This window comes from Pseudomonas sp. MT3 (genome assembly GCF_054720805.1).
On sequence record NZ_JBTVPY010000036.1, the window covers coordinates 1 to 18,805 of the forward strand.

Sequence of the window (18,805 nt, forward strand, 5' to 3'; positions counted from 1 at the left end):
CTGAAAATAAGGGCGAAGGTGTAAACCTTATTCAGGACGGGACACCGGAAAAGCAAAAGCCCCACGACATTCGCGGGGCTTTCACCGGGGTCCAACGTACTTCAGCCAGGCAGGCCGGTGAGTAAAACTAACCCGTTGCACCGGACTGGGCAAGCCCCTCTTTCACTGCACCGAAAGGGGGCGGGAAGCCGCCGTCGATCATGCGGGCGTGCGGCGCTTGGCCTGCATCTTCTCCGCCATCTTCGCCATTTCGTCGTAGATCGCCTGCGGGTTCTGCTGCTTGATCTGCCAGGCCATGCGGCCCTGCTCGTGGGGCAGGATCATGAAGACATCGCGGGCGACTTCATGGTGGATGTAGTCGGCGATCTCGGCGGCGCTGATGGGCGAGCTTTCCAGCAGCTTGCCGACCTGGCTCTTCATTTCCGGGCTGGGGCCGCGGAAGGAATCCAGCAGGTTGGTCTGGAAGAACGACGGGCAGACCACGTGGACCTTCACGTCCACCAGGCTCAGCTCGGCCAGCAGGCTTTCCGAGAGCGCCACCACGCCGGCCTTGGCGACGTTGTAGTTGCTCATCGCCGGGCCTTGCATCAGCGCAGCCATCGAGGCGATGTTGATGATCCGGCCCTTGCTCTGCTCCAGCAGCGGCAGGAAGGCCTTGCAACCCTTGACCACGCCCATCAGGTTGATCGAGATCTGCCAGTCCCAGTCCTCCAGCGACAGCTCGCTGAAGAAGCCGCCGGAGGCCACGCCGGCATTGTTGACGATGATGTCGATGCCACCGAGTTTTTCTTCGCAGGACTGCGCCAGCTGGGTCAGCTGGCTATAGTCGCGCACGTCGCAGCGCTGGGTGAAACCGTCGCCGCCAGCCTCGCGCACGAGTTTCAGGGTTTCGGCCAGGCCCGCTTCGTTGACGTCGGCCAGGGCCAGCTTCCAGCCCTCGCGGGCCCAGCGCAGGGCGATTTCGCGGCCGAGGCCGGAACCGGCGCCGGTGATCATGATGCGGTTCTGCATGGGGAGGTTTGCCTTTTCTTGTTCGGGAGAGAGGTTCAGGACAGTGAGCCAAGTGTAACCAAGGCCCGCCGGCCCGGCGGCGACATCAGGGTGCTGAATGCCCCCGGCAAACCGTCGTCGCAGCTCTCAACCGATCAGCAAGGCGCAGAGCTTGCCGAGCACCAGGGCAGTCCCGGCGCACACCAGCAGATAGGCGGCGCAGTTGACGCTCTCGTGCTTGAGCTCGACGAAACGCCGCACGCGATAGCGCAGCAGGAACACCCCCAGGGCCAGGGGAATGGAGGGACCGAGGAACGCGAACTGCCAGAAGCGCTCGGGCTGGCTGACCGGCTCCAGCGATATGGCATCCGCCAGCGGCAGCAGGCCCACGCCACACTGGACGACCAACCACAGCACTCCCAGTACGACCAGTACGACACCCGGCATCCTTTCGACTCCATAACGGCAAAGGTCCGTTATGTTAGTACGCCATCACGGCCAGGGCTGTGCGACGAATCACCCTGTGGCCCTTGGGCCGTTCCCAGGTCTCACCGATGGCGTGACATCACGCACAGCGTCGGCCTTCACACCCGGGCTGCACCATCGAGGGGCGGTCGCGGTTCAGCCCAGGTGGCGCGGCAGCGAGCCCTTGCGCAGGCGCAGGAACATCAGCGCGGCGGTGAGTGCATCGCCGATGGCGGTATGCCGGCCTTCCACCGGAATATCCAGGTGGCGCGCCAGGGTGTCGAAACGCAGGTCCAGGTGCAGGTCGGGAAAGCGCCGGCTCATCTTGCGGTGGTACAGCTCGGAAACCTCCACCCGCGGGTTGTCCAGGCGCGCGCCGAGTTGCTCGCGCAGGTGCCGGCGCAGCACGGCGACGTCGAAGGACAGGTAATAGCCGAGCAACGGACGATCGCCGATGAACGCCTGCACCCGGCGCAGCGCCTCCGCCAGCGGCAGTTGGCCTTCGAGATCGGTGCGGCGCAGCTTGTGGATGCGGATGGACTCGCCGTCCAGGCTCGGCGGCGGCTCCACCAGCAGTTCCAGGCGTTCGCCGAGGATCAGCTTGCCGCGCCGGATCCGCACCGCGCCGATGCTGAGGATGTCGGCCTTGCGCGGATCGAGGCTGGTGGTCTCCAGGTCCAGCGAGACCAGCTCCTCGGCGTCCGCCGGGTCGTGGCGCCACCAGTACAGGCGTCGGCGCCAGACGGACCAGCGGTGATCGGGAAGGCGGGCGCACGCGTTCATCGGGTCTCCAGGTGGAAGTGCCGGATCAGGCTCTGCTTGAACTTCTTCACCACGTGCAGGCCATAGCGCAGCAGGTCACGCTCGTGGCGGCTCAGGCGCGAGACGTCGAGCCCCTGCTGGCGTCCGTCGCGCTCGCCGTCCAGTTGCTGGCGCAGACGCAGTTGCAGGAACAACTCGAAGGACTCGACCAGATTGTCCGCCAGCGACGCCTCCAGCACACCGAGCGCCTTGAGTGCCGACAGGCGCGCCAGGGTTCCGCGCTCCTCCAGCCCCTCGCGCAGCGCCAGGGAGCGGGCGCCGTGGACGATGGGGAAGATGCCGCCGCGCTTGATGTCCAGGCGTGCATCCTGGGTCTTGAGCTGGCCGAGGAAGGTCAGCGGCGTATCGAACTGCAAGGCCGGCAATGCCAGGTCGCTCAGCCAGCGGCTGTCGTCGCCGGCCAGGGCGTTCAGGCTGCCGCGCAGGCCCTCGAACAACCGCAGGTTGCCGGCCACCGGCCAGGCATCGGTGAGGATCGACAGGCGCATCAACTGTTCCGGGCGCCCCTGCAGCGGCAACTCGCGCAGCTCGCGCTGCCACTCCGACAACGGCTTGCACCACTCAGGCCGGCTGGCCATCACGCCGCCGGGGCACGGCGGATAACCGAACGCCAGCAGCGCCGCCGAAAAGCGCTGCATCAATTGCAGGCCCTGCTCCACCGGCAGGTCGTCGGCGAGAATCAGGGCGTTGTCCTGGTCGGTCTTGAGCAACTGCTCGGCGCGGCCTTCGCTGCCCATCACCATCAGGCAGCACCTGCCCCGCAGCGCCGGCGGGATCTGCAGTTCGAACAGGCGCTCCAGCAACTGCTCGTTGAGCGCACTGACCAGTTGCATGATGAAGCGCAGGCGGATGCCGTTGCCGGCCAGGGTGGCGATCAGCGTGTGCAGGGTTTCCGCCGCCGCGCGCAGCTCCGTCTCGCTGTCGGCCCGGGCGATGCGCAGCGCCAGCACGTGGGAATGGGTGGAGAACAGGCTGAGCACCTGGGTCAGGTGCAGCAACCCGACCACCCTGCCCGCCTCGCAGACCGCCACGCGCTCGATGCGCTGGCGGGTCATCAGAATCATGGCGTCGAACAGGAAATCGCCCAGCTCGACGCTCGCCAGCGGCCGGTGCGCCAGCGGACCGATGGGTTCGGCTTCGCTGCGGCCGTCGCGGAAGTGCGCGACCATCAGGTCGGTGCGGGTGACGATCCCCAGCGCACCGTCCTCACGCACCAGCAGCGCGTCGGCGCCACGGCTGAGTTGCAGACGCGCGGCGTCGCCCAGGGGCAGTGCCGGCTCTACTTCGATGGCCGGCAGCAGGTGTTCGCGGGCGATGCGGGTAAGGATGAACTCGGCCAGGTTCTGCCCGTCGCGGCGCTCCAGCTGGCGCTTGCCGGCAAGGTCCGCGCGGAAGAAACGGGCGAATTCGGGGTTGCTCGCGCAGAGCTGGTGGAAGACCTCCGCCGGCAACTCGTAGACGATGCTCTCTTCCACCGCCTGGTAGCGGTGCTTGCTGCTGCCGGAGAACAGCCCGCGCACGTCGAACAGGTCCTCGGCGGCGTACTGGGCGAACAGCCTGCCGTCCTCGCCGCGCTCCTCGATCACACCCTTGAGCAGGATGAACAGGCAAGGCACCGCCGCGCCGGCGTCCAGCAGTACCTCGTCGACCGTGTAGTAGCCCACGCTCAGCGCGTCGCGCAGTTGCTCGCGCTCGTGGGGGCGCAACTGGTCGAATGGCGGCAGGGCGAAGTTGAAATCGGACATCCCGGAAGCCCCCGTCTCAAAGCAGCGGGGCCGGAGGTGTTGCCACCCCCGGCCCCGGCAGGTTAGCTCAGGCGATCAGTGGGCGACGGCGCCACTGGCACCCAGGCCGGTCTGCGAGCGGATGAACTGCGGGAAGAAGCGCGCGCGCTCTTCGTCGGCCGCAGCGGACTTGTCGGTGATGGAGAAGAACCAGATACCGATGAAGGCCACGGCCATCGAGAACAGCGCCGGGTATTCGAACGGGTAGATGGGCTTCTCGTGGCCGAGGATCTGCACCCAGATGGTCGGGCCGAGGATCATCAGCACCACCGCGGTGATCAGGCCCATCCAGCCGCCGATCATGGCGCCGCGGGTGGTCAGTTTCTTCCAGTACATGGAGAGCAGCAGCACCGGGAAGTTGCAGCTGGCGGCGATGGAGAAGGCCAGGCCGACCATGAAGGCGATGTTCTGCTTCTCGAACAGGATGCCGAGGATGATCGCCACCACGCCGAGGCAGACGGTGGTGATCTTCGATACGCGCAGCTCATCCTTCTCGTTGGCCTTGCCGTTCTTCAGCACGCTGGCATACAGGTCGTGGGACACGGCCGAGGCACCGGCCAGGGTCAGGCCGGCAACCACCGCGAGGATGGTGGCGAAGGCCACGGCGGAGATGAAGCCCAGGAACAGGCTGCCGCCCACGGCATCGGCCAGGTGCACGGCCGCCATGTTGTTGCCGCCCAGCAGGGCGCCGGTGGCATCCTTGAAGTCAGGATTGGTGCTGACCAGCAGGATCGCGCCGAAGCCGATGATGAAGGTCAGGATATAGAAGTAGCCGATGAAGCCGGTGGCGAAGAACACCGACTTGCGGGCTTCCTTGGCATCACCGACGGTGAAGAAGCGCATCAGGATGTGCGGCAGGCCGGCGGTGCCGAACATCAGCGCGAAGCCCAGGGAGAACGCCGAGATCGGGTCCTTCACCAGGCCGCCGGGGCTCATGATGGACTCGCCCTTCGGGTGGACCTTGATGGCTTCGGAGAACAGGGTGCTGATGTCGAAGTTGACGTGCTTGAGCACCATGATCGCCATGAAGGTGGCGCCGGCGAGCAGCAGCACGGCCTTGATGATCTGCACCCAGGTGGTCGCCAGCATGCCGCCGAACAGCACGTAGAGCACCATCAGGATGCCGACCATGACCACCGCGACGTGGTAGTTCAGGCCGAACAGCAGCTCGATCAGCTTGCCGGCGCCGACCATCTGCGCGATCAGGTAGAAGGCCACGACCACCAGCGAACCGCAGGCGGACAGGGTGCGGATGTCCTTCTGCTTGAGGCGGTAGGACGCCACGTCGGCGAAGGTGTACTTGCCCAGGTTGCGCAGGCGTTCGGCGATCAGGAAGAGGATGATCGGCCAGCCGACCAGGAAGCCGATGGAGTAGATCAGGCCGTCGTAGCCGGAGGTGAACACCAGCGCGGAAATGCCGAGGAAGGATGCGGCGGACATGTAGTCGCCGGCGATCGCCAGGCCGTTCTGGAAGCCGGTGATGCTGCCGCCGGCGGTGTAGAAATCAGCAGCGGACTTGCTGCGCTTGGAAGCCCAGTAGGTGATGCACAGGGTCAGGCCTACGAAGGCGACGAACATGACGATGGCGGAGACGTTCAGCGGCTGGCGCTGTACCTCGCCGGTAAGGGCGTCAGCCCAGATTGCGGGTGCGAACGCGGCCAGAGCGAGGGCCGCAGAAATTCGGCCTTTCATTGCTGGGCCTCCTTGAGGATTTCCTGGTTCAGGCGGTCGAATTCACCGTTCGCACGGCGCACGTAGATGCCGGTGAGCACGAAGGCGGAGACGATCAGCCCGACGCCCATGGGGATACCCCAGGTGACGGACGAATCGGCACTGATCTTCGCGCCGAGCAACTGCGGCTCGAAGGCGATCAGCAGGATGAAGACCACGTACAGGCCCAACATGACCAGGGAGAGCAGCCAGGCGAATCGCTCGCGCTTGGCCACCAACTCTTTGAAGCGCGGATTGGTATCAATCCGCTGATAGATGCTGTCGTTCATTTTGTTCTTGTCCTCACAGCGGGGATGACGCGGATGTCGTCGATCCCTAATTTAGGTGAGCGCTGCAAGGGCTCCAGACGACTTTAGTCGTAGCGGGGGTGGAACGATTTCGCGATTTTTACGAACAAGCCCGGAATAGACGCTGCGGCATAAAAAAATCCCCCGCGAACAGGAACGTTCACGGGGGATTTTTCTGTATCGCGCGAGGGTGCGAGCTAGGCGATCACAGCCACTCCTTGACGCGATCCGGATGCGCCTCCACCCATTTTTTCGCGGCCACGTCCGGCTTTTCGCCGTTCTGTACGGCGAGCATTACCTCGCCGATTTCCTGGCCGTCCTTCCACTGGAATTTCTTCAGGAAGGCCCAGATTTCCGGCGCCTTCTTCTCCAGCGCCGGGTTGGCGACGCTGTCGACGTGTTCCTCTTCGCCGTAGACCTTCTTCGGGTCTTCGAGGAACTTCAGCTTCCACTTGGCGAACATCCAGTGCGGAATCCAGCCGGTCACCGCCACGGCCTTCTTGTCGTTCTCCGCACGGGTCAGCTCGGCGATCATGCCGCTGCCGGAACTGGCCACCAGCTTGTAGTCCAGGCCGTAGTCCTTGATCGCCTGATCGGTCTTGAGCATCACCCCGGCACCGGCGTCGATGCCGACGATGCGGCCGTCGAAATCGGCCTTCTGCGCCTTGAGGTCCTCGATGCTGTTGGCTTTCACGTACTCGGGCACGATCAGGCCGATCTTCGCCCCCGGATAGTTCACGCCCAGGTTGACCACCTTGTCCTTCATCTTGTCGTAGTAGGCGCCGTGGGTGACCGGCAGCCAGGCCGAGAGGATGGCGTCGAGTTTGCCGCGCGCCACGCCCTGCCACATGATGCCGGCCGCGACCGGCATCAGCTTGACCGGGTAGCCGAGCTTCTCACGCATGATCTCGGCGGCCACGTGTGTGGTGGCCACGCTGTCCGACCAGCCATCGACATAGCCCAGCGTGACTTCCGGCTTGGCCGCCGCAGCCGCCATTCCCGCCGCAGCCGACAGCGCCAGTCCCGCGCCCAGGCCCAACAGGCGTCGCATCATTCGCATGGTTTTCTCCCCGTATTTTTTGTCGGAGCGTCCGGGCGAACCCGGCGCATTTCGCGGTCTTGGCCGCCCTTTCATGATCGGCGCCCGCTGATGGCGAACTGCTCTGAGAGCGACGCCAAGCCGTCCGATCCGCGACAGAAACCGTCCATCCACGACCGTGCCATTCCATCCACGACGGGCGTGGCGTCTATCGCATCCATACAGAGACTCGATTACCCGCCAGGGTTCCCCCCACGATAGCCTTTCCACAACGGAGAATCATTCTCAACTCGGAGAAGCCGCCATGCTCAAGACCGTCACCTTCACCCTGATGCACTTCACCATCGCCTTCAGCGTGGCCTATGCCCTGACCGGCAGCATCGCGGTGGGTGGCCTGCTGGCGATCGTCGAGCCGTTGTGCAACGCCGTGGGCTTCCACTTCCACGAGAAGTTCTGGAAACGCTTCGAGCAGGCCGACAAGGCTGACGCGGCACCGCTCGGCAACTGGATCCACCGTCACGCCTGAGCCCTTCGCAGGCACTGACGCCGACCGGCGGCATTGCTAAGATGCGCGCCTCGCCACGGTTCGCGTGCCCTCGCCGCCATGTCCCAGACTCCACGCTTTCCGCTCCTGCCCTATTGTTTCGCCCTGCTGATCGCCCTCCTCGCCCTGTGCGGGTTCTGGTACGGCCTCGGCAAGCCTGTGAGCCTGCCCGACGCGGCGACCCCCACGCACAAGCTGCAGTGCGCCTCGTACAGCCCCTTCGCCAAGGACCAGTCGCCCTTCGACCAGCCCTTCGTCCTGCGCCCGGCGCAGATGGACGCCGACCTGGCCCTGCTGGCGACGCGCTTCGAGTGCGTGCGCACCTATTCCATGACCGGCCTGGAAGGCATTCCGGCATTGGCCCGCAAGCATGGCCTGAAGCTGATGCTCGGCGCCTGGGTCAACGCCAGTCCGGTCGATACCGAGCGAGAAGTCCAGGCACTGATCAACGCGGCCAACCAGTACCCGGACGTGGTGCAGGCGGTGATCGTCGGCAACGAAACCCTGCTGCGCAAGGAAGTCACCGGGCGCTACCTGGCCAGACTTATCCACAAGGTGAAAGCCCAGGTGCGCCAGCCGGTGACCTACGCCGACGTCTGGGAGTTCTGGCACCGCCACCCGGAGATCGCCCCGGCGGTGGACTTCATCACCATCCACCTGCTGCCTTACTGGGAAGACAGCCCCGCCGGCATCGACGACGCCCTCGCCCATGTTGCGCAGATTCGCCAAGACTTCGGCCGCGAGTTCGCACCCAAGGACATCCTGATCGGCGAGACCGGTTGGCCCAGCGAAGGCCGCCAGCGCGAAACCGCCGTGCCCAGCCGGGTCAACGAGGCACGCTTCATCCGTGGCTTCGTGCACATGGCCGAGGAACGGGGCTGGCACTACAACCTGATCGAGGCGTTCGACCAGCCCTGGAAGCGCCGGAGCGAAGGCGCGGTGGGCGGCTACTGGGGTCTGTTCAGCGCCGACCGCGAGGAGAAAGGCGTACTCGCCGGGCCAGTCAGCAATCTGCCGGGCTGGCCGATGTGGCTGGGCCTGTCCGGGCTGATCCTGGCCGGCGGCCTGCTGCTGGGCGGTCGCCCCGCCTCGTCCCGCGCCGCGCTCCTGCTGCCCCTGGGTGCCGCGCTGGCGGGTGCCTGTATCGCGCTGTGGACGGAGCTGGCGGTGGTGACCAGCCGCGCCTGGGGCGAATGGCTATGGGCAGCCTGCCTGATCGGGCTGAACCTGCTGGTGCTGGCGCACCTCAGCCTGTCTCTGTCCGCGCGCCAGGGCTGGCGCGCCGGCGCCTTCGACTGGCTGGAGAAACGCGCCGGGCTCTGGCTGGCGGCGACCGGCTTCGCCGGCGCGGTACTGATGCTGGGTCTGGTGTTCGATGCCCGCTACCGCAGCTTCCCCAGCGTTGCGCTGCTGTTCCCGGCGCTGGTCTACCTGTTCCGGCCGGTCAACGCGCCGCGCCGCGAATGCCTGCTGCTGCTCCTGATCATCGCCCTCGGCCTTCCGGCGCAACTGCTGCTGGAGGGGTCGAGCAACCTGCAGGCGCTGGGCTGGGCGGCGGTGAGCCTGCTGCTGCTCGGGGCGCTCTGCCGCGGACTGCAACAGCCCCTGCCGCTCGCGAGCGGCGTACGGGCGAACGCCGGTTGAGTCAGGAGCGCCGCGCACGCACCAGGCGCAATCCGGCCAGCACCACGGCGAACACCGCAAGACCGGCGTTGTACAGCACCAGTGCCGGCAGCGCGGCGAACATTCCCAGCACCGCCAGCCACCAGCCGGTACGGCCGGGCACCAGGAAAGCCAGCGCCGACAGGCCCAGCGCCAGCGTGCCGAAGACACCAAAGTGGATCAGCCAGCCGAACTGCGCGCGCACGGCGCACTCCCAGCGGCTGGCCGGTTCGGCGCACAACCCGACCCAGCGGCTATCCTCCATCAACCCGAAACGCACGCCGTAGCTGGCCGCCAGCCAGAGCGACAACGCGAGCAACAGCACGATGACAGGCAATCGACGGGGCATGGCGCCTCTCCGGGGCGAAAACGGCGCCCAGCATAACCAGCGCAATGGCCGATGCAAGAGGCGTTGCGCCCACCTGCATGGCGCGACGCGACGGAGCCCGCGATGAAGCGATCGAACCTGTTCCTGCTGGCCTGCGTGATCATCAGCTTCTGGTGGCTCTGGCCCGGCGAACGCTCCCATACGCCACCACAGAGCGCCGCCCTGCCCGGTGGCGGCTTCCGGGTGGAACGCTACGCCGTCTACCCGCTACAGGACTTCAGCCTCGAAGCGCGGGTACTGGGTCGCGAGGACTACCGCCTGGGCCGCGAGGCCGAGCTGTCCCCCACCGACCTCGCCCTGGGCTGGGGACCGATGGCCGACCCGAACGTCCTCGCCGGCATCCGGATCACCCAGGGCAACCGCTGGTACCACTGGCGCGCCGACGCGATGCCGATCCCGCGCCGGGACATCGAGACCCACAGCGCCAATATGCACATGATCCCCGCCAACGACAGCGTGGCCCGCGCCCTGGCGCAGGTCGACAAGGGCGAGCGCATCCGCCTGAGCGGCAAGCTGGTGCGCGTGGAGGGCGACGACGGCTGGCGCTGGGTCAGTTCGCTGAGCCGCGAGGACACCGGTGCCGGCGCCTGCGAGCTGATCTGGGTGGAAAGCCTGGAGCGCCTGTAGAACGGTTGCCAGCGGCCTCGGCCACGGGGCATCCTCGGGCATCCCACTCTGCAAGGTGTCACCCATGCCACGCGTCACGCTCCGCCCCGCCGTTCCCGCCGACATCCCACTGATTCTCGAGCTGATCACCGAACTCGCCGACTACGAGCGCCTCGTCCATGAGGTCAAGGCCGACGCCCAGCGCATGCACGACCACCTGTTCGGCCCACGGCCCTACGCCGAAGTACTGATCGGCGAGGTGGATGGCCAGCCGCAGGGGTTCGCGTTGTTCTTCCACAACTACTCCACCTGGCTCAGCCAACCGGGCATCTACCTCGAAGACCTGTTCGTGCGCCCCGCCGCCCGTGGCGCCGGACTGGGCAAGGCACTGCTCACGGAACTGGCGCGGCTGGCCGTGGAACGCGGCTGCGGACGCCTGGAATGGTCCGTGCTGGACTGGAACGAACCCGCCATCGGTTTCTACCGCAGCCTGGGCGCGCACCCACAGGATGAATGGACCGTCTATCGACTGACTGGCGACGCCCTGCGCGACCTTGCCCACAAGGCGTGATGCCCCATCGCACTTGTAGGCAATGCGCTGGTCATAATGGCCGGCTTCCCTAAGAGTTGATTCTTTCCCGAAAGGACTCTCCCCACCATGACACGTCTTTCACGCGCGGCCGCTCTGCTCGGCTGTCTCGCCCTGGGGCTCGCCGGGCCGGCGTTCAGCCGCGACGTCGCCCAGGCCAACTACGGCTACCCGCTGACCAACCCGTTCGAGGCGACCATCGCCACGACGCCGCCGGACCTGCGCCCGCAGTTGCCCAACGACGACGACATCCGCCAGTCCGACTACGCCCTGAAACTGCGCCCGGAACGCGAGCACCAGTTGCCGGAGAACTTCTGGCCGGTGAAGAAGCTGCACTACCGCCTGGCCCAACAGGACCACGAGGCGCCACTGGTCTTCATCATCGCCGGCACCGGCGCGCATTACGCCAGCAGCACACCGGAATACCTCAAGCGTCTGTTCTACGGCGCCGGTTACCACGTGGTGCAGATCTCCTCGCCCACCAGCTGGGACTTCATGGCCGGCGCCTCGCGCCTGGCCACGCCGGGCTACACGCCCGACGACGCCGATGACCTTTACCGGGTGATGCAGGCGGTGCGCGCGCAACACCCCAGCCTGCCGGTCAGCGAGTACTACCTCACCGGTTACAGCCTTGGCGCCCTGCACGCCGCCTTCGTCAGCCAGCTCGACGAAACCCGCCGCAGCTTCAACTTCAAGCACGTGCTGCTGCTCAACCCGCCGGTGAACCTCTATACCTCGGTCAGCAACCTGGACAAGATGGTGCAGACCCGGGTCAAAGGCATCGACGACTCCAAGACCTTCTACCAGGTCGTACTGGGCAAGCTGTCGCGCTACTTCAAGCAGAAAGGCTACGTCGATCTCAACGACGCCTTCCTCTACGAACTGCAGCAGTCCAGACAGCATCTCTCCAACGAAGAGATGGCCATGCTGATCGGCGCCACGTTCCGTTTCTCCTCCGCCGACATCGCCTTCACCTCCGACCTGATCAACCGTCGCGGGCTGATCACCCCGCCGAACTACCCGATCAAGGAAGGCACCAGTCTGGAGCCCTTCTTCAAGCGCGCCATGCAGTGCGATTTCGAGTGCTACATGACCGAACAGCTGATCCCCATGTGGCGCGCCCGGTACGACGGCGGCAGCCTGCCGCAGCTGATCGGCCAGGTGAGCCTCTACGCCTTGCAGGACTACCTGCACGACAGCCCGAAGATCGCCGTGATGCACAACGCCGACGACGTCATCCTCGGCCCGGGCGACATCGGTTTCCTGCGCCGCACCTTCGGCGACCGCCTGACGCTCTACCCGCTCGGCGGCCACTGCGGCAACCTCAACTACCGCGTGAACGCCCAGGACATGCTGGCGTTCTTCAAAGGACAGGATGCGCAGGCCCCCGGCCTGGCAACCGCGCAGACAGGGAACTGACCCATGCCATTCCGCCCTTCCTGGCTTTTCGCCCTGGCGCTGTGCTGCGGCCTGGCGCAGGCCGACGACACGCCGACGCCGGCTCCCGGCAGCGACAACGGCTTCTCCGAACAGCCGCAGGCCGACGGCTTCAAGCACCCGATGGACGCACTGAAGTTCAACCCCGGCCTGGACCAGCGCGAGTTCGAGCGCGCCACCCTGGACGCGCTCAACGTCTACGACCCCTGGGAGTCGTGGAACCGCCGCGTCTACCACTTCAACTACCGCTTCGACGAGTGGGTGTTCCTCCCCGTGGTCCACGGCTACGAATACGTCACCCCACACTTCGTGCGCACCGGCGTGAGCAACTTCTTCAGCAACCTGGGCGAAGTGCCGACCCTGCTCAACAGCCTGGCCCAGCTCAAGGCCGAACGGGCGGCGAACAGCACCGCTCGGCTGCTGTTCAACACCGTCTTCGGTATCGCCGGCTTCTGGGACCCGGCCACCGCGATGGGCCTGCCGAAAGTCAGCGAGGACTTCGGCCAGACCCTGGGCTACTGGGGCGTACCGGAGGGCCCGTACCTGATGCTGCCGATCCTCGGCCCCTCCAACCTGCGCGACACCGGCGGCCTGGTGACCGACTTCGTGGCCGTCCGCGAGGTGGACTACCTCAACGTCTCCAGCCTCGGCCGCGAATACTGGGAACTGCCGGTACTGGAGATCGTCGACAAGCGCTACAGCACCGGCTTCCGCTACGGCCAGACGAACTCCCCGTTCGAGTACGAGAAGCTCCGCTACGTCTACACCGAAGCGCGCAAGCTGCAGATCCAGGAGTGACCCGGAACCGCCGCCCTTTCGCGGCGGTTTCTTTTTCACCAAACACATCCAATAATTCGATTGATACAACGAAAAACTCGCAACCATTGATTCATCGATTAGGACTAGGATGGCCTCATTCACTGATCAAGGAGGTTCCCATGACCCGTTTGCGTACCCTGGTCGACCAACATATCGGCCACCCCGCCTCCGACGGTGCCGGCGTGCGCCTGACCCGCGTGATCGGCGGCCCCGGCCTCGAACGCTTCGACCCGTTCCTGATGCTCGACCAGTTCGACACGCAGAACCCGGACGACTACATCGCCGGCTTCCCGGCCCACCCGCACCGTGGCTTCGAGACCGTCACCTACATGCTCGAAGGGCACATGCGCCATGAAGACCACCTGGGCAACCGCGGCCTGCTGAAGCCCGGCGGCGTGCAGTGGATGACCGCCGCCCACGGCATCATCCATAGCGAGATGCCCGAACAGGAAGAAGGCGCCATGCGCGGCTTCCAGCTGTGGCTGAACCTTGCGGCGAAGGACAAGCTGTCTCCGGCCGGCTACCGCGACATCGAACCGGAAGACGTGCCGCGCGGGACCACCACGCAAGGTGTGGCCATCACCGTGATCGCCGGTCGCTTCGACGATGGCAAGACCGCGCTGGATGGCGCCGTGCAGCGCCCCGGCACCGAGCCGCACTACTACGACCTGCGGCTGCCGGCCGGTGCCTCGGTCAGCCCACGCATTCCGGCGGGGCACCGGGTGATGCTGTACGTCTACGAAGGTTCGCTGAAAGTACCGGGCGAGCGCGGCGACGAAACCGTCGCCACCAATCGCCTGGTGCGACTGGGCCAGGGCGACGAGATCCGGCTGTCCAGCGACCAGGGCGCGCGCGTCCTGCTGCTGGCCGGCAAGCCGCTCAACGAGCCCATCGTGCAGTACGGGCCGTTCGTGATGAACAGCCGCGAAGAAATCGAGCAGGCCCTGCGCGATTACCGCGATGGTGTATTCGCCGTCTGACGGCCCGCCGCACTGCTTTTCATGCAGGAGCGAGCTTGCTCGCGAACAGGTCCCGTGCCATGCAGTTCGCGAGCAAGGACTGGGCGTCCCCCTCGTCCCTACGAAGAGCCGCTCAGATTACAGCGACCAGTCTTCCATCCCCAGGAAGCGCGCGATCTCCGCGCGCTTCTCCATCGCATCGCGATAGCCCAGTTCGATCAGCGCATTGCAGTAGCCCGGCTCGAACAGCAGGTAGCTCAGCACACCGGCCCCACTCACCTTGGTCGCCCCCGGCCCGCGCAGGAACAGGCGCAGGGCGGGCGGCAACTCGTGGCGGTACTCGGCGGCGATCTCGTCCAGCGGCTTGCTCGGCGAGATCAGCAGCACCTCGACCGGCTGTAGCCCAAGCACCGCGCGGCGCTTGCCCTCCGGCACCAGCGAACTGAGGAAATTGATCCGGTGCAGCAGCTCGATATCGCCTTCCAGGCTGTCGATGAAAGTGCTGTTGAGCAGATGGATGCCCACCTGTGCCAGGCTCGGCGGCTGGCCGGTGCGGTAACTGGCCACCTGTTCGTTGGCGCTACCGACCGTGGGATTGCCGCTCACGCCGATCACCAGCACGCGATTGGCGCCCAGGTGCAGTGCCGGGCTGATCGGCGCCTGCTGGCGCACCGCGCCGTCGCCGAAGTACTCGCGCTGCAGCTTCACCGGCGCGAACAGCAGCGGGATCGCCGAACTGGCGAGCAGATGCTCCAGGCACAGGCGCGTCGGCACGCCCACGCGCCGATGGCGCAGCCAGGGATCGATGGTGGCGCGGCCCTGGTAGAAGGTCACCGCCTGCTCGGACTCGTAGCCAAACGCGGTGACCGCCACGGCGCGCAGGTTGCGCCGGCGCACGGCAGCGGCAATGCCGGAGAGATCCAGCTCGCGCTCCAGCAGGTAACGCAACGGTGTGCTGTCCAGCAGCGCCACCGGCTGCCGCTTGCCCAGCCCGAGCAGGCTGTGGCCGAGGAACTTGAACGCCTGGCTGACCACGCCCAGCCAATCGGCGCGGTACACCTGGCCAGTGCGAAAGCCCTTCCAGACCTGGGTGAGCCGCTGCACCGCCGTCGGGAAGGACGACGCCCCGCAAGCCAGCCCGACGGCGTTGATCGCCCCCGCCGAAGTCCCGACGATCACCGGAAAGGGATTCTCGGCGCCCTCCGGCAACAGCTCGGCGATCGCCGCCAGCACGCCCACCTGGTACGCCGCCCGCGCCCCGCCCCCGGAGAGAATCAGGCCGGTCACGGCGGGAGTCGTCGCTGGGCTGGCGGAGTCGGTCACGGCTGAAGTCCTTGTCACGTCGATTCCAGATTAGTCCGCCGGCGTCTACTTCTTCTTGTCGTAGAGCTTGGGTTCGCCTTCGGGGCGGCTCTTGAAACGGCGGTGCGCCCAGAGGTACTGCTCGGGCTGGCGGCGGATTTCCTGCTCGACCCACTGGTTGACGCGCAGGCAATCGGCTTCCTCGGTCTCGCCGGGGAAGTCCTCCAGCGGCGGATGGATGGTCAGGCGATAACCCGAACCGTCGGCCAGGCGCGACTGGGTGAAGGGGCACACTTGCGCGCGGCCCAGGCGGGCGAACTTGGTGGTGGCGGTGACGGTGGCGGCCTGAATGCCGAACAGCGGCACGAAGATGCTCTGTTTGATGCCGTAGTCCTGGTCCGGCGCGTACCAGATGGCGCGGCCGGCGCGCAGCACCTTGAGCATGGCGCGCACGTCCTCGCGCTCGATGGCGGTGGCATCGGCGTTGTGCCGCTCGCGGCCGGCGCGCTGGACGAAGTCGAACACCGGGTTGTCGTGCTCGCGGTACATGCCGTCGATGGTCTGTACCTGGCCGAGCAGCGCCGCGCCGATCTCCAGGGTGGTGAAGTGCATGGCCATGAGGATCACGCCCTTGCCGTCGGCCTCGGCCTTGCGCAAGTGCTCCAGCCCTTCGATGTGCGCCAGCCTGGCCAGGCGCGCCTTCGGCCACCACCAGCTCATGGCCATCTCGAAGAAAGCGATGCCGGTGGAAGCGAAGTTCGCCTTGAGCAGGCGCTTGCGCTCGGCGGCGGAGAGTTCCGGGAAGCACAGCTCCAGGTTGCGCGCGGCAATCGCCCGGCGGCTGCCGACCACGCGGTACATCAGCGCACCCAGCACGCGCCCGAGCCAGAGCAGCGCCGGGTAGGGCAACTGCACCACCAGCCAGAGCACGCCAAGGCCAAGCCAGAGCGGCCAGTGGCGGGGATGGAGGAACTCACGGCGAAAGGTGGGGCGGTCCATGGAACTTTCCGGTCACGATCAAAGCCCGACATTCTACCTTGCCGATCCGCCCCGCGCCTCACGTAGACAGGGTCCGCTGCCGTTTCGGCGCGAGTTGCGTCGCTGCGTGGCCACCTTGAATCGCCGATTCTCGGGCCATGAACCGCGCACCGCGAAGCATGCGACTCCGTCGCGGCGGTGACGAAATGCTGGCAGCTCCTAGCAATCGGCCACGCTTGCGGCTGCCGGGGCGGTCCGCTATAAGTCCAACCCATTTGATGACGCAGTCCGACCATGAGCCAAGCTGACCTTCTCGACCACGATCCCGTATTCCAGCTCAAGGGCAGCATGCTGGCCGTCACCGTTCTGGAACTGGCCCATAATGACCTGCCGCGCCTGGACCGGCAGCTCGCCGACAAAGTCGCCCAAGCGCCCAACTTCTTCCGTGATACCCCGCTGGTGCTGGCGCTGGACAAGCTGCCCGACGGCGAAGGCCAGCTCGACCTGCAGGGCGTGCTGGACATCTGCCGCCGCCACGGCCTGCGTACCCTGGCCATTCGCGCCAGCCGCGAAGAAGACATCCGCCTGGCCACCATGTTCGATATCCCGGTACTGCCGCCCTCGGGTTCGTCCCGCGAGCGCACCGTGGAACCCAAGGACCCGGCGACCCCGCTGACCGGCGCCACGCCGGTGCGCCGTCCGCGCAGCGAGCGCCTTTCCGAGAAGGTCGTGGAACAGGCTGCTGGCGGTGCTACCGTCCAGCCGGAAAATTCCACCGGGAAAGCGACGGAAATCCAGGCGGAAAAATCCGCCGAAACCCAGGAGCCCATAACGGACGCCACGCCGGAAAAACCGGCCGAACCGCCGGCGCCGGTCGTCCGCCCGACCAAGCTGGTCACCAGTCCGGTGCGCGGCGGCGTGCAGATCTACGCCGCCGGCGGCGACCTGATCGTCCTGGCTCCCGTCAGTCCCGGCGCGGAACTTCTCGCCGACGGCAATATCCATGTTTACGGTCCGATGCGCGGACGAGCCCTGGCCGGTGTCAAGGGCGACACCAGCGCGCGGATTTTCTGCCAGCAACTGGCCGCGGAACTCGTGTCCATCGCTGGAAACTACAAGGTCGCCGAAGACCTTCGACGCAGTCCGCAATGGGGGCAGGCGGTGCATGTCAGCCTGTCGGGTGACGTGTTGAACATCACCCGCCTTTAACGGATACTGCCGCGAATTTCAGGGACCAGAATTCTTCGTTTTTTCTTTGGGGTGAATCACCTTGGCCAAGATCCTCGTAGTCACTTCCGGTAAGGGTGGCGTCGGTAAAACCACCACCAGCGCAGCCATCGGCACCGGCCTGGCCCTGCGCGGCCACAAGACCGTCATCGTCGACTTCGACGTGGGCCTGCGTAACCTCGACCTGATCATGGGCTGCGAACGCCGCGTGGTGTATGACTTCGTCAACGTCATCAACGGCGAAGCCTCCCTGACCCAGGCCCTGATCAAGGACAAGCGCCTGGAGAACCTCTACGTCCTGGCCGCCAGCCAGACCCGTGACAAGGACGCCCTGACTCTGGAAGGCGTCGGCAAGGTCATGGAAGAGCTGAAGCAGACCTTCGACTACATCATCTGCGACTCCCCGGCCGGCATCGAGAAAGGTGCCCACCTGGCCATGTACTACGCCGACGAGGCGATCGTCGTGACCAACCCGGAAGTCTCCTCGGTCCGCGACTCCGACCGCATGCTCGGCCTGCTGGCCAGCAAGTCCGCCCGCGCCGAGAAGGGCGAGGACGCGATCAAGGAGCACCTGCTGCTGACCCGTTACAACCCCGAGCGCGTCACCAAGGGCGAAATGCTCGGCGTCGAAGACGTCGAGGAAATCCTGGCCATCCGCCTGCTCGGCGTGATCCCGGAATCCCAGGCGGTGCTCAAGGCGTCCAACCAGGGCGTCCCGGTCATCCTCGACGAAGAGAGCGATGCCGGCCAGGCTTACAGCGACGCGGTAGAGCGCTTGCTGGGTAAAGAGATGCCGCATCGATTCCTCGATGTGCAGAAGAAAGGATTCCTGCAACGACTGTTCGGAGGACGTGAATGAGCCTTTTAGATTTCTTCCGCAGCCGGAAGTCGCAAAACAGCGCATCCATCGCGAAAGAAAGACTCCAGATCATCGTCGCCCACGAGCGCGGCAACCGTTCACAACCGGACTACCTCCCGCAGTTGCAGAAAGACCTGCTGGAAGTGATCCGCAAATACGTGCCCATCGACCAGGAACAAGTCCAGGTCGAGCTGGCCAACCAGGGTAGCTGTTCGATCCTGGAGCTCAACATCACCCTGCCGGAGCGTTGATCCGGCAGTGGTGAACCTGCGGCGGCCTCGGCCGCCGCAGTCGTTTTCGGTCCTTTCATTATTTCG

The 18,805-nt window shown here is 65.9% G+C and carries 20 protein-coding genes; 10 read left to right on the top strand and 10 right to left on the bottom strand.

The features are described from left to right. Positions 1–198: 198 nt before the first annotated feature. The 7 genes from ACYCAX_RS25490 to ACYCAX_RS25520 all read right to left on the bottom strand — a co-directional run bounded on the left by ACYCAX_RS25490 (position 199) and on the right by ACYCAX_RS25520 (position 7,139). On the bottom strand, positions 199–1,011 hold the full coding sequence (locus ACYCAX_RS25490) for an SDR family oxidoreductase (RefSeq protein WP_460249133.1): 813 nt from the start codon (positions 1,009–1,011) through the stop codon (positions 199–201). A 126-nt stretch (positions 1,012–1,137) separates the two neighbouring features. Continuing rightward, positions 1,138–1,437, bottom strand: a complete 300-nt coding sequence (locus ACYCAX_RS25495; protein ID WP_015478192.1) for a hypothetical protein — start codon at positions 1,435–1,437, stop codon at positions 1,138–1,140. Between the two features lie 174 nt (positions 1,438–1,611). Continuing rightward, complete coding sequence (locus tag ACYCAX_RS25500) at positions 1,612–2,238, bottom strand: 3'-5' exonuclease (protein ID WP_460249134.1); 627 nt, start codon at positions 2,236–2,238, stop codon at positions 1,612–1,614. Further along, a complete protein-coding gene (locus ACYCAX_RS25505; RefSeq protein WP_460249135.1) occupies positions 2,235–4,022 on the bottom strand; it encodes a DUF294 nucleotidyltransferase-like domain-containing protein in 1,788 nt (595 codons plus the stop codon). Before ACYCAX_RS25505 ends, ACYCAX_RS25500 begins: the two co-directional genes overlap by 4 nt. Positions 4,023–4,097: 75 nt before the next feature. Further along, complete coding sequence (locus tag ACYCAX_RS25510) at positions 4,098–5,753, bottom strand: cation acetate symporter (protein ID WP_015478195.1); 1,656 nt, start codon at positions 5,751–5,753, stop codon at positions 4,098–4,100. Next, complete coding sequence (locus ACYCAX_RS25515; RefSeq protein ID WP_015478196.1) at positions 5,750–6,061, bottom strand: DUF485 domain-containing protein; 312 nt, start codon at positions 6,059–6,061, stop codon at positions 5,750–5,752. Before ACYCAX_RS25515 ends, ACYCAX_RS25510 begins: the two co-directional genes overlap by 4 nt. A 223-nt stretch (positions 6,062–6,284) precedes the next feature. Next, complete coding sequence (locus ACYCAX_RS25520; protein ID WP_294979097.1) at positions 6,285–7,139, bottom strand: glycine betaine ABC transporter substrate-binding protein; 855 nt, start codon at positions 7,137–7,139, stop codon at positions 6,285–6,287. Between the two features lie 283 nt (positions 7,140–7,422). Here ACYCAX_RS25520 and ACYCAX_RS25525 point away from each other — a divergent pair, with 283 nt between their 5' ends. Continuing rightward, positions 7,423–7,644 carry a DUF2061 domain-containing protein gene (locus ACYCAX_RS25525; RefSeq protein WP_015478198.1) on the top strand — a complete coding sequence of 74 codons (222 nt, stop codon included), beginning with the start codon at positions 7,423–7,425 and terminating at the stop codon, positions 7,642–7,644. A gap of 78 nt (positions 7,645–7,722) precedes the next feature. Then, positions 7,723–9,306: a glycoside hydrolase family 17 protein gene (locus ACYCAX_RS25530; protein ID WP_460249136.1), complete on the top strand. Its 1,584-nt coding sequence runs from the start codon at positions 7,723–7,725 to the stop codon at positions 9,304–9,306. Position 9,307: 1 nt separating this feature from the next. On the opposite strand, the gene ACYCAX_RS25535 is transcribed toward ACYCAX_RS25530, so the two are convergent. Further along, positions 9,308–9,673: a hypothetical protein gene (locus tag ACYCAX_RS25535; protein WP_294979104.1), complete on the bottom strand. Its 366-nt coding sequence runs from the start codon at positions 9,671–9,673 to the stop codon at positions 9,308–9,310. Between the two features lie 102 nt (positions 9,674–9,775). On the opposite strand from ACYCAX_RS25535, the gene ACYCAX_RS25540 reads away from it, so the two are divergent. From ACYCAX_RS25540 to ACYCAX_RS25560, 5 genes are all read left to right on the top strand, one after another. Further along, entirely contained in the window at positions 9,776–10,339 is a 564-nt protein-coding gene (locus tag ACYCAX_RS25540; protein ID WP_015478201.1) for a hypothetical protein, read from the top strand. 64 nt (positions 10,340–10,403) lie between these two features. Beyond that, positions 10,404–10,889, top strand: a complete 486-nt coding sequence (locus tag ACYCAX_RS25545) for a GNAT family N-acetyltransferase (RefSeq protein ID WP_015478202.1) — start codon at positions 10,404–10,406, stop codon at positions 10,887–10,889. Between the two features lie 87 nt (positions 10,890–10,976). Further along, positions 10,977–12,326 carry a serine/threonine protein kinase gene (locus ACYCAX_RS25550; RefSeq protein ID WP_460249137.1) on the top strand — a complete coding sequence of 450 codons (1,350 nt, stop codon included), beginning with the start codon at positions 10,977–10,979 and terminating at the stop codon, positions 12,324–12,326. Between the two features lie 3 nt (positions 12,327–12,329). Further along, a complete protein-coding gene (locus tag ACYCAX_RS25555; protein ID WP_294977393.1) occupies positions 12,330–13,142 on the top strand; it encodes an MlaA family lipoprotein in 813 nt (270 codons plus the stop codon). Between the two features lie 140 nt (positions 13,143–13,282). After that, complete coding sequence (locus ACYCAX_RS25560; protein WP_460249138.1) at positions 13,283–14,143, top strand: pirin family protein; 861 nt, start codon at positions 13,283–13,285, stop codon at positions 14,141–14,143. Positions 14,144–14,260: 117 nt separating this feature from the next. Here ACYCAX_RS25560 and ACYCAX_RS25565 read toward each other — a convergent pair whose 3' ends face one another. Beyond that, positions 14,261–15,445: a patatin-like phospholipase family protein gene (locus ACYCAX_RS25565; protein ID WP_041712118.1), complete on the bottom strand. Its 1,185-nt coding sequence runs from the start codon at positions 15,443–15,445 to the stop codon at positions 14,261–14,263. A 45-nt stretch (positions 15,446–15,490) separates the two neighbouring features. Continuing rightward, positions 15,491–16,423 (bottom strand): lipid A biosynthesis lauroyl acyltransferase, encoded by a 933-nt coding sequence (locus tag ACYCAX_RS25570; protein ID WP_015478207.1) that lies wholly within the window; start codon positions 16,421–16,423, stop codon positions 15,491–15,493. A 273-nt stretch (positions 16,424–16,696) separates the two neighbouring features. Here ACYCAX_RS25570 and minC point away from each other — a divergent pair, with 273 nt between their 5' ends. From minC to minE, 3 genes are all read left to right on the top strand, one after another. After that, positions 16,697–17,611 (top strand): septum site-determining protein MinC, encoded by a 915-nt coding sequence (gene minC, locus ACYCAX_RS25575; RefSeq protein ID WP_015478208.1) that lies wholly within the window; start codon positions 16,697–16,699, stop codon positions 17,609–17,611. A 61-nt stretch (positions 17,612–17,672) separates the two neighbouring features. Next, positions 17,673–18,488 (top strand): septum site-determining protein MinD, encoded by an 816-nt coding sequence (gene minD / locus ACYCAX_RS25580; protein WP_015478209.1) that lies wholly within the window; start codon positions 17,673–17,675, stop codon positions 18,486–18,488. Next, positions 18,485–18,739, top strand: a complete 255-nt coding sequence (gene minE, locus ACYCAX_RS25585) for a cell division topological specificity factor MinE (RefSeq protein ID WP_015478210.1) — start codon at positions 18,485–18,487, stop codon at positions 18,737–18,739. The genes minD and minE overlap by 4 nt, the downstream gene beginning before the upstream one ends. Positions 18,740–18,805 lie beyond the last annotated feature (66 nt).

Bases quoted from the DNA above. Each gene is read 5' to 3' on its own strand.
- ACYCAX_RS25490 (WP_460249133.1), bottom strand. From the start codon at position 1,011: ATGCAGAACCGCATCATGATCACCGGCGCCGGTTCCGGCCTCGGCCGC.
- ACYCAX_RS25495 (WP_015478192.1), bottom strand. From the start codon at position 1,437: ATGCCGGGTGTCGTACTGGTCGTACTGGGAGTGCTGTGGTTGGTCGTC.
- ACYCAX_RS25500 (WP_460249134.1), bottom strand. From the start codon at position 2,238: ATGAACGCGTGCGCCCGCCTTCCCGATCACCGCTGGTCCGTCTGGCGC.
- ACYCAX_RS25505 (WP_460249135.1), bottom strand. From the start codon at position 4,022: ATGTCCGATTTCAACTTCGCCCTGCCGCCATTCGACCAGTTGCGCCCC.
- ACYCAX_RS25510 (WP_015478195.1), bottom strand. From the start codon at position 5,753: ATGAAAGGCCGAATTTCTGCGGCCCTCGCTCTGGCCGCGTTCGCACCC.
- ACYCAX_RS25515 (WP_015478196.1), bottom strand. From the start codon at position 6,061: ATGAACGACAGCATCTATCAGCGGATTGATACCAATCCGCGCTTCAAA.
- ACYCAX_RS25520 (WP_294979097.1), bottom strand. From the start codon at position 7,139: ATGCGAATGATGCGACGCCTGTTGGGCCTGGGCGCGGGACTGGCGCTG.
- ACYCAX_RS25525 (WP_015478198.1), top strand. From the start codon at position 7,423: ATGCTCAAGACCGTCACCTTCACCCTGATGCACTTCACCATCGCCTTC.
- ACYCAX_RS25530 (WP_460249136.1), top strand. From the start codon at position 7,723: ATGTCCCAGACTCCACGCTTTCCGCTCCTGCCCTATTGTTTCGCCCTG.
- ACYCAX_RS25535 (WP_294979104.1), bottom strand. From the start codon at position 9,673: ATGCCCCGTCGATTGCCTGTCATCGTGCTGTTGCTCGCGTTGTCGCTC.
- ACYCAX_RS25540 (WP_015478201.1), top strand. From the start codon at position 9,776: ATGAAGCGATCGAACCTGTTCCTGCTGGCCTGCGTGATCATCAGCTTC.
- ACYCAX_RS25545 (WP_015478202.1), top strand. From the start codon at position 10,404: ATGCCACGCGTCACGCTCCGCCCCGCCGTTCCCGCCGACATCCCACTG.
- ACYCAX_RS25550 (WP_460249137.1), top strand. From the start codon at position 10,977: ATGACACGTCTTTCACGCGCGGCCGCTCTGCTCGGCTGTCTCGCCCTG.
- ACYCAX_RS25555 (WP_294977393.1), top strand. From the start codon at position 12,330: ATGCCATTCCGCCCTTCCTGGCTTTTCGCCCTGGCGCTGTGCTGCGGC.
- ACYCAX_RS25560 (WP_460249138.1), top strand. From the start codon at position 13,283: ATGACCCGTTTGCGTACCCTGGTCGACCAACATATCGGCCACCCCGCC.
- ACYCAX_RS25570 (WP_015478207.1), bottom strand. From the start codon at position 16,423: ATGGACCGCCCCACCTTTCGCCGTGAGTTCCTCCATCCCCGCCACTGG.
- minC (WP_015478208.1), top strand. From the start codon at position 16,697: ATGAGCCAAGCTGACCTTCTCGACCACGATCCCGTATTCCAGCTCAAG.
- minE (WP_015478210.1), top strand. From the start codon at position 18,485: ATGAGCCTTTTAGATTTCTTCCGCAGCCGGAAGTCGCAAAACAGCGCA.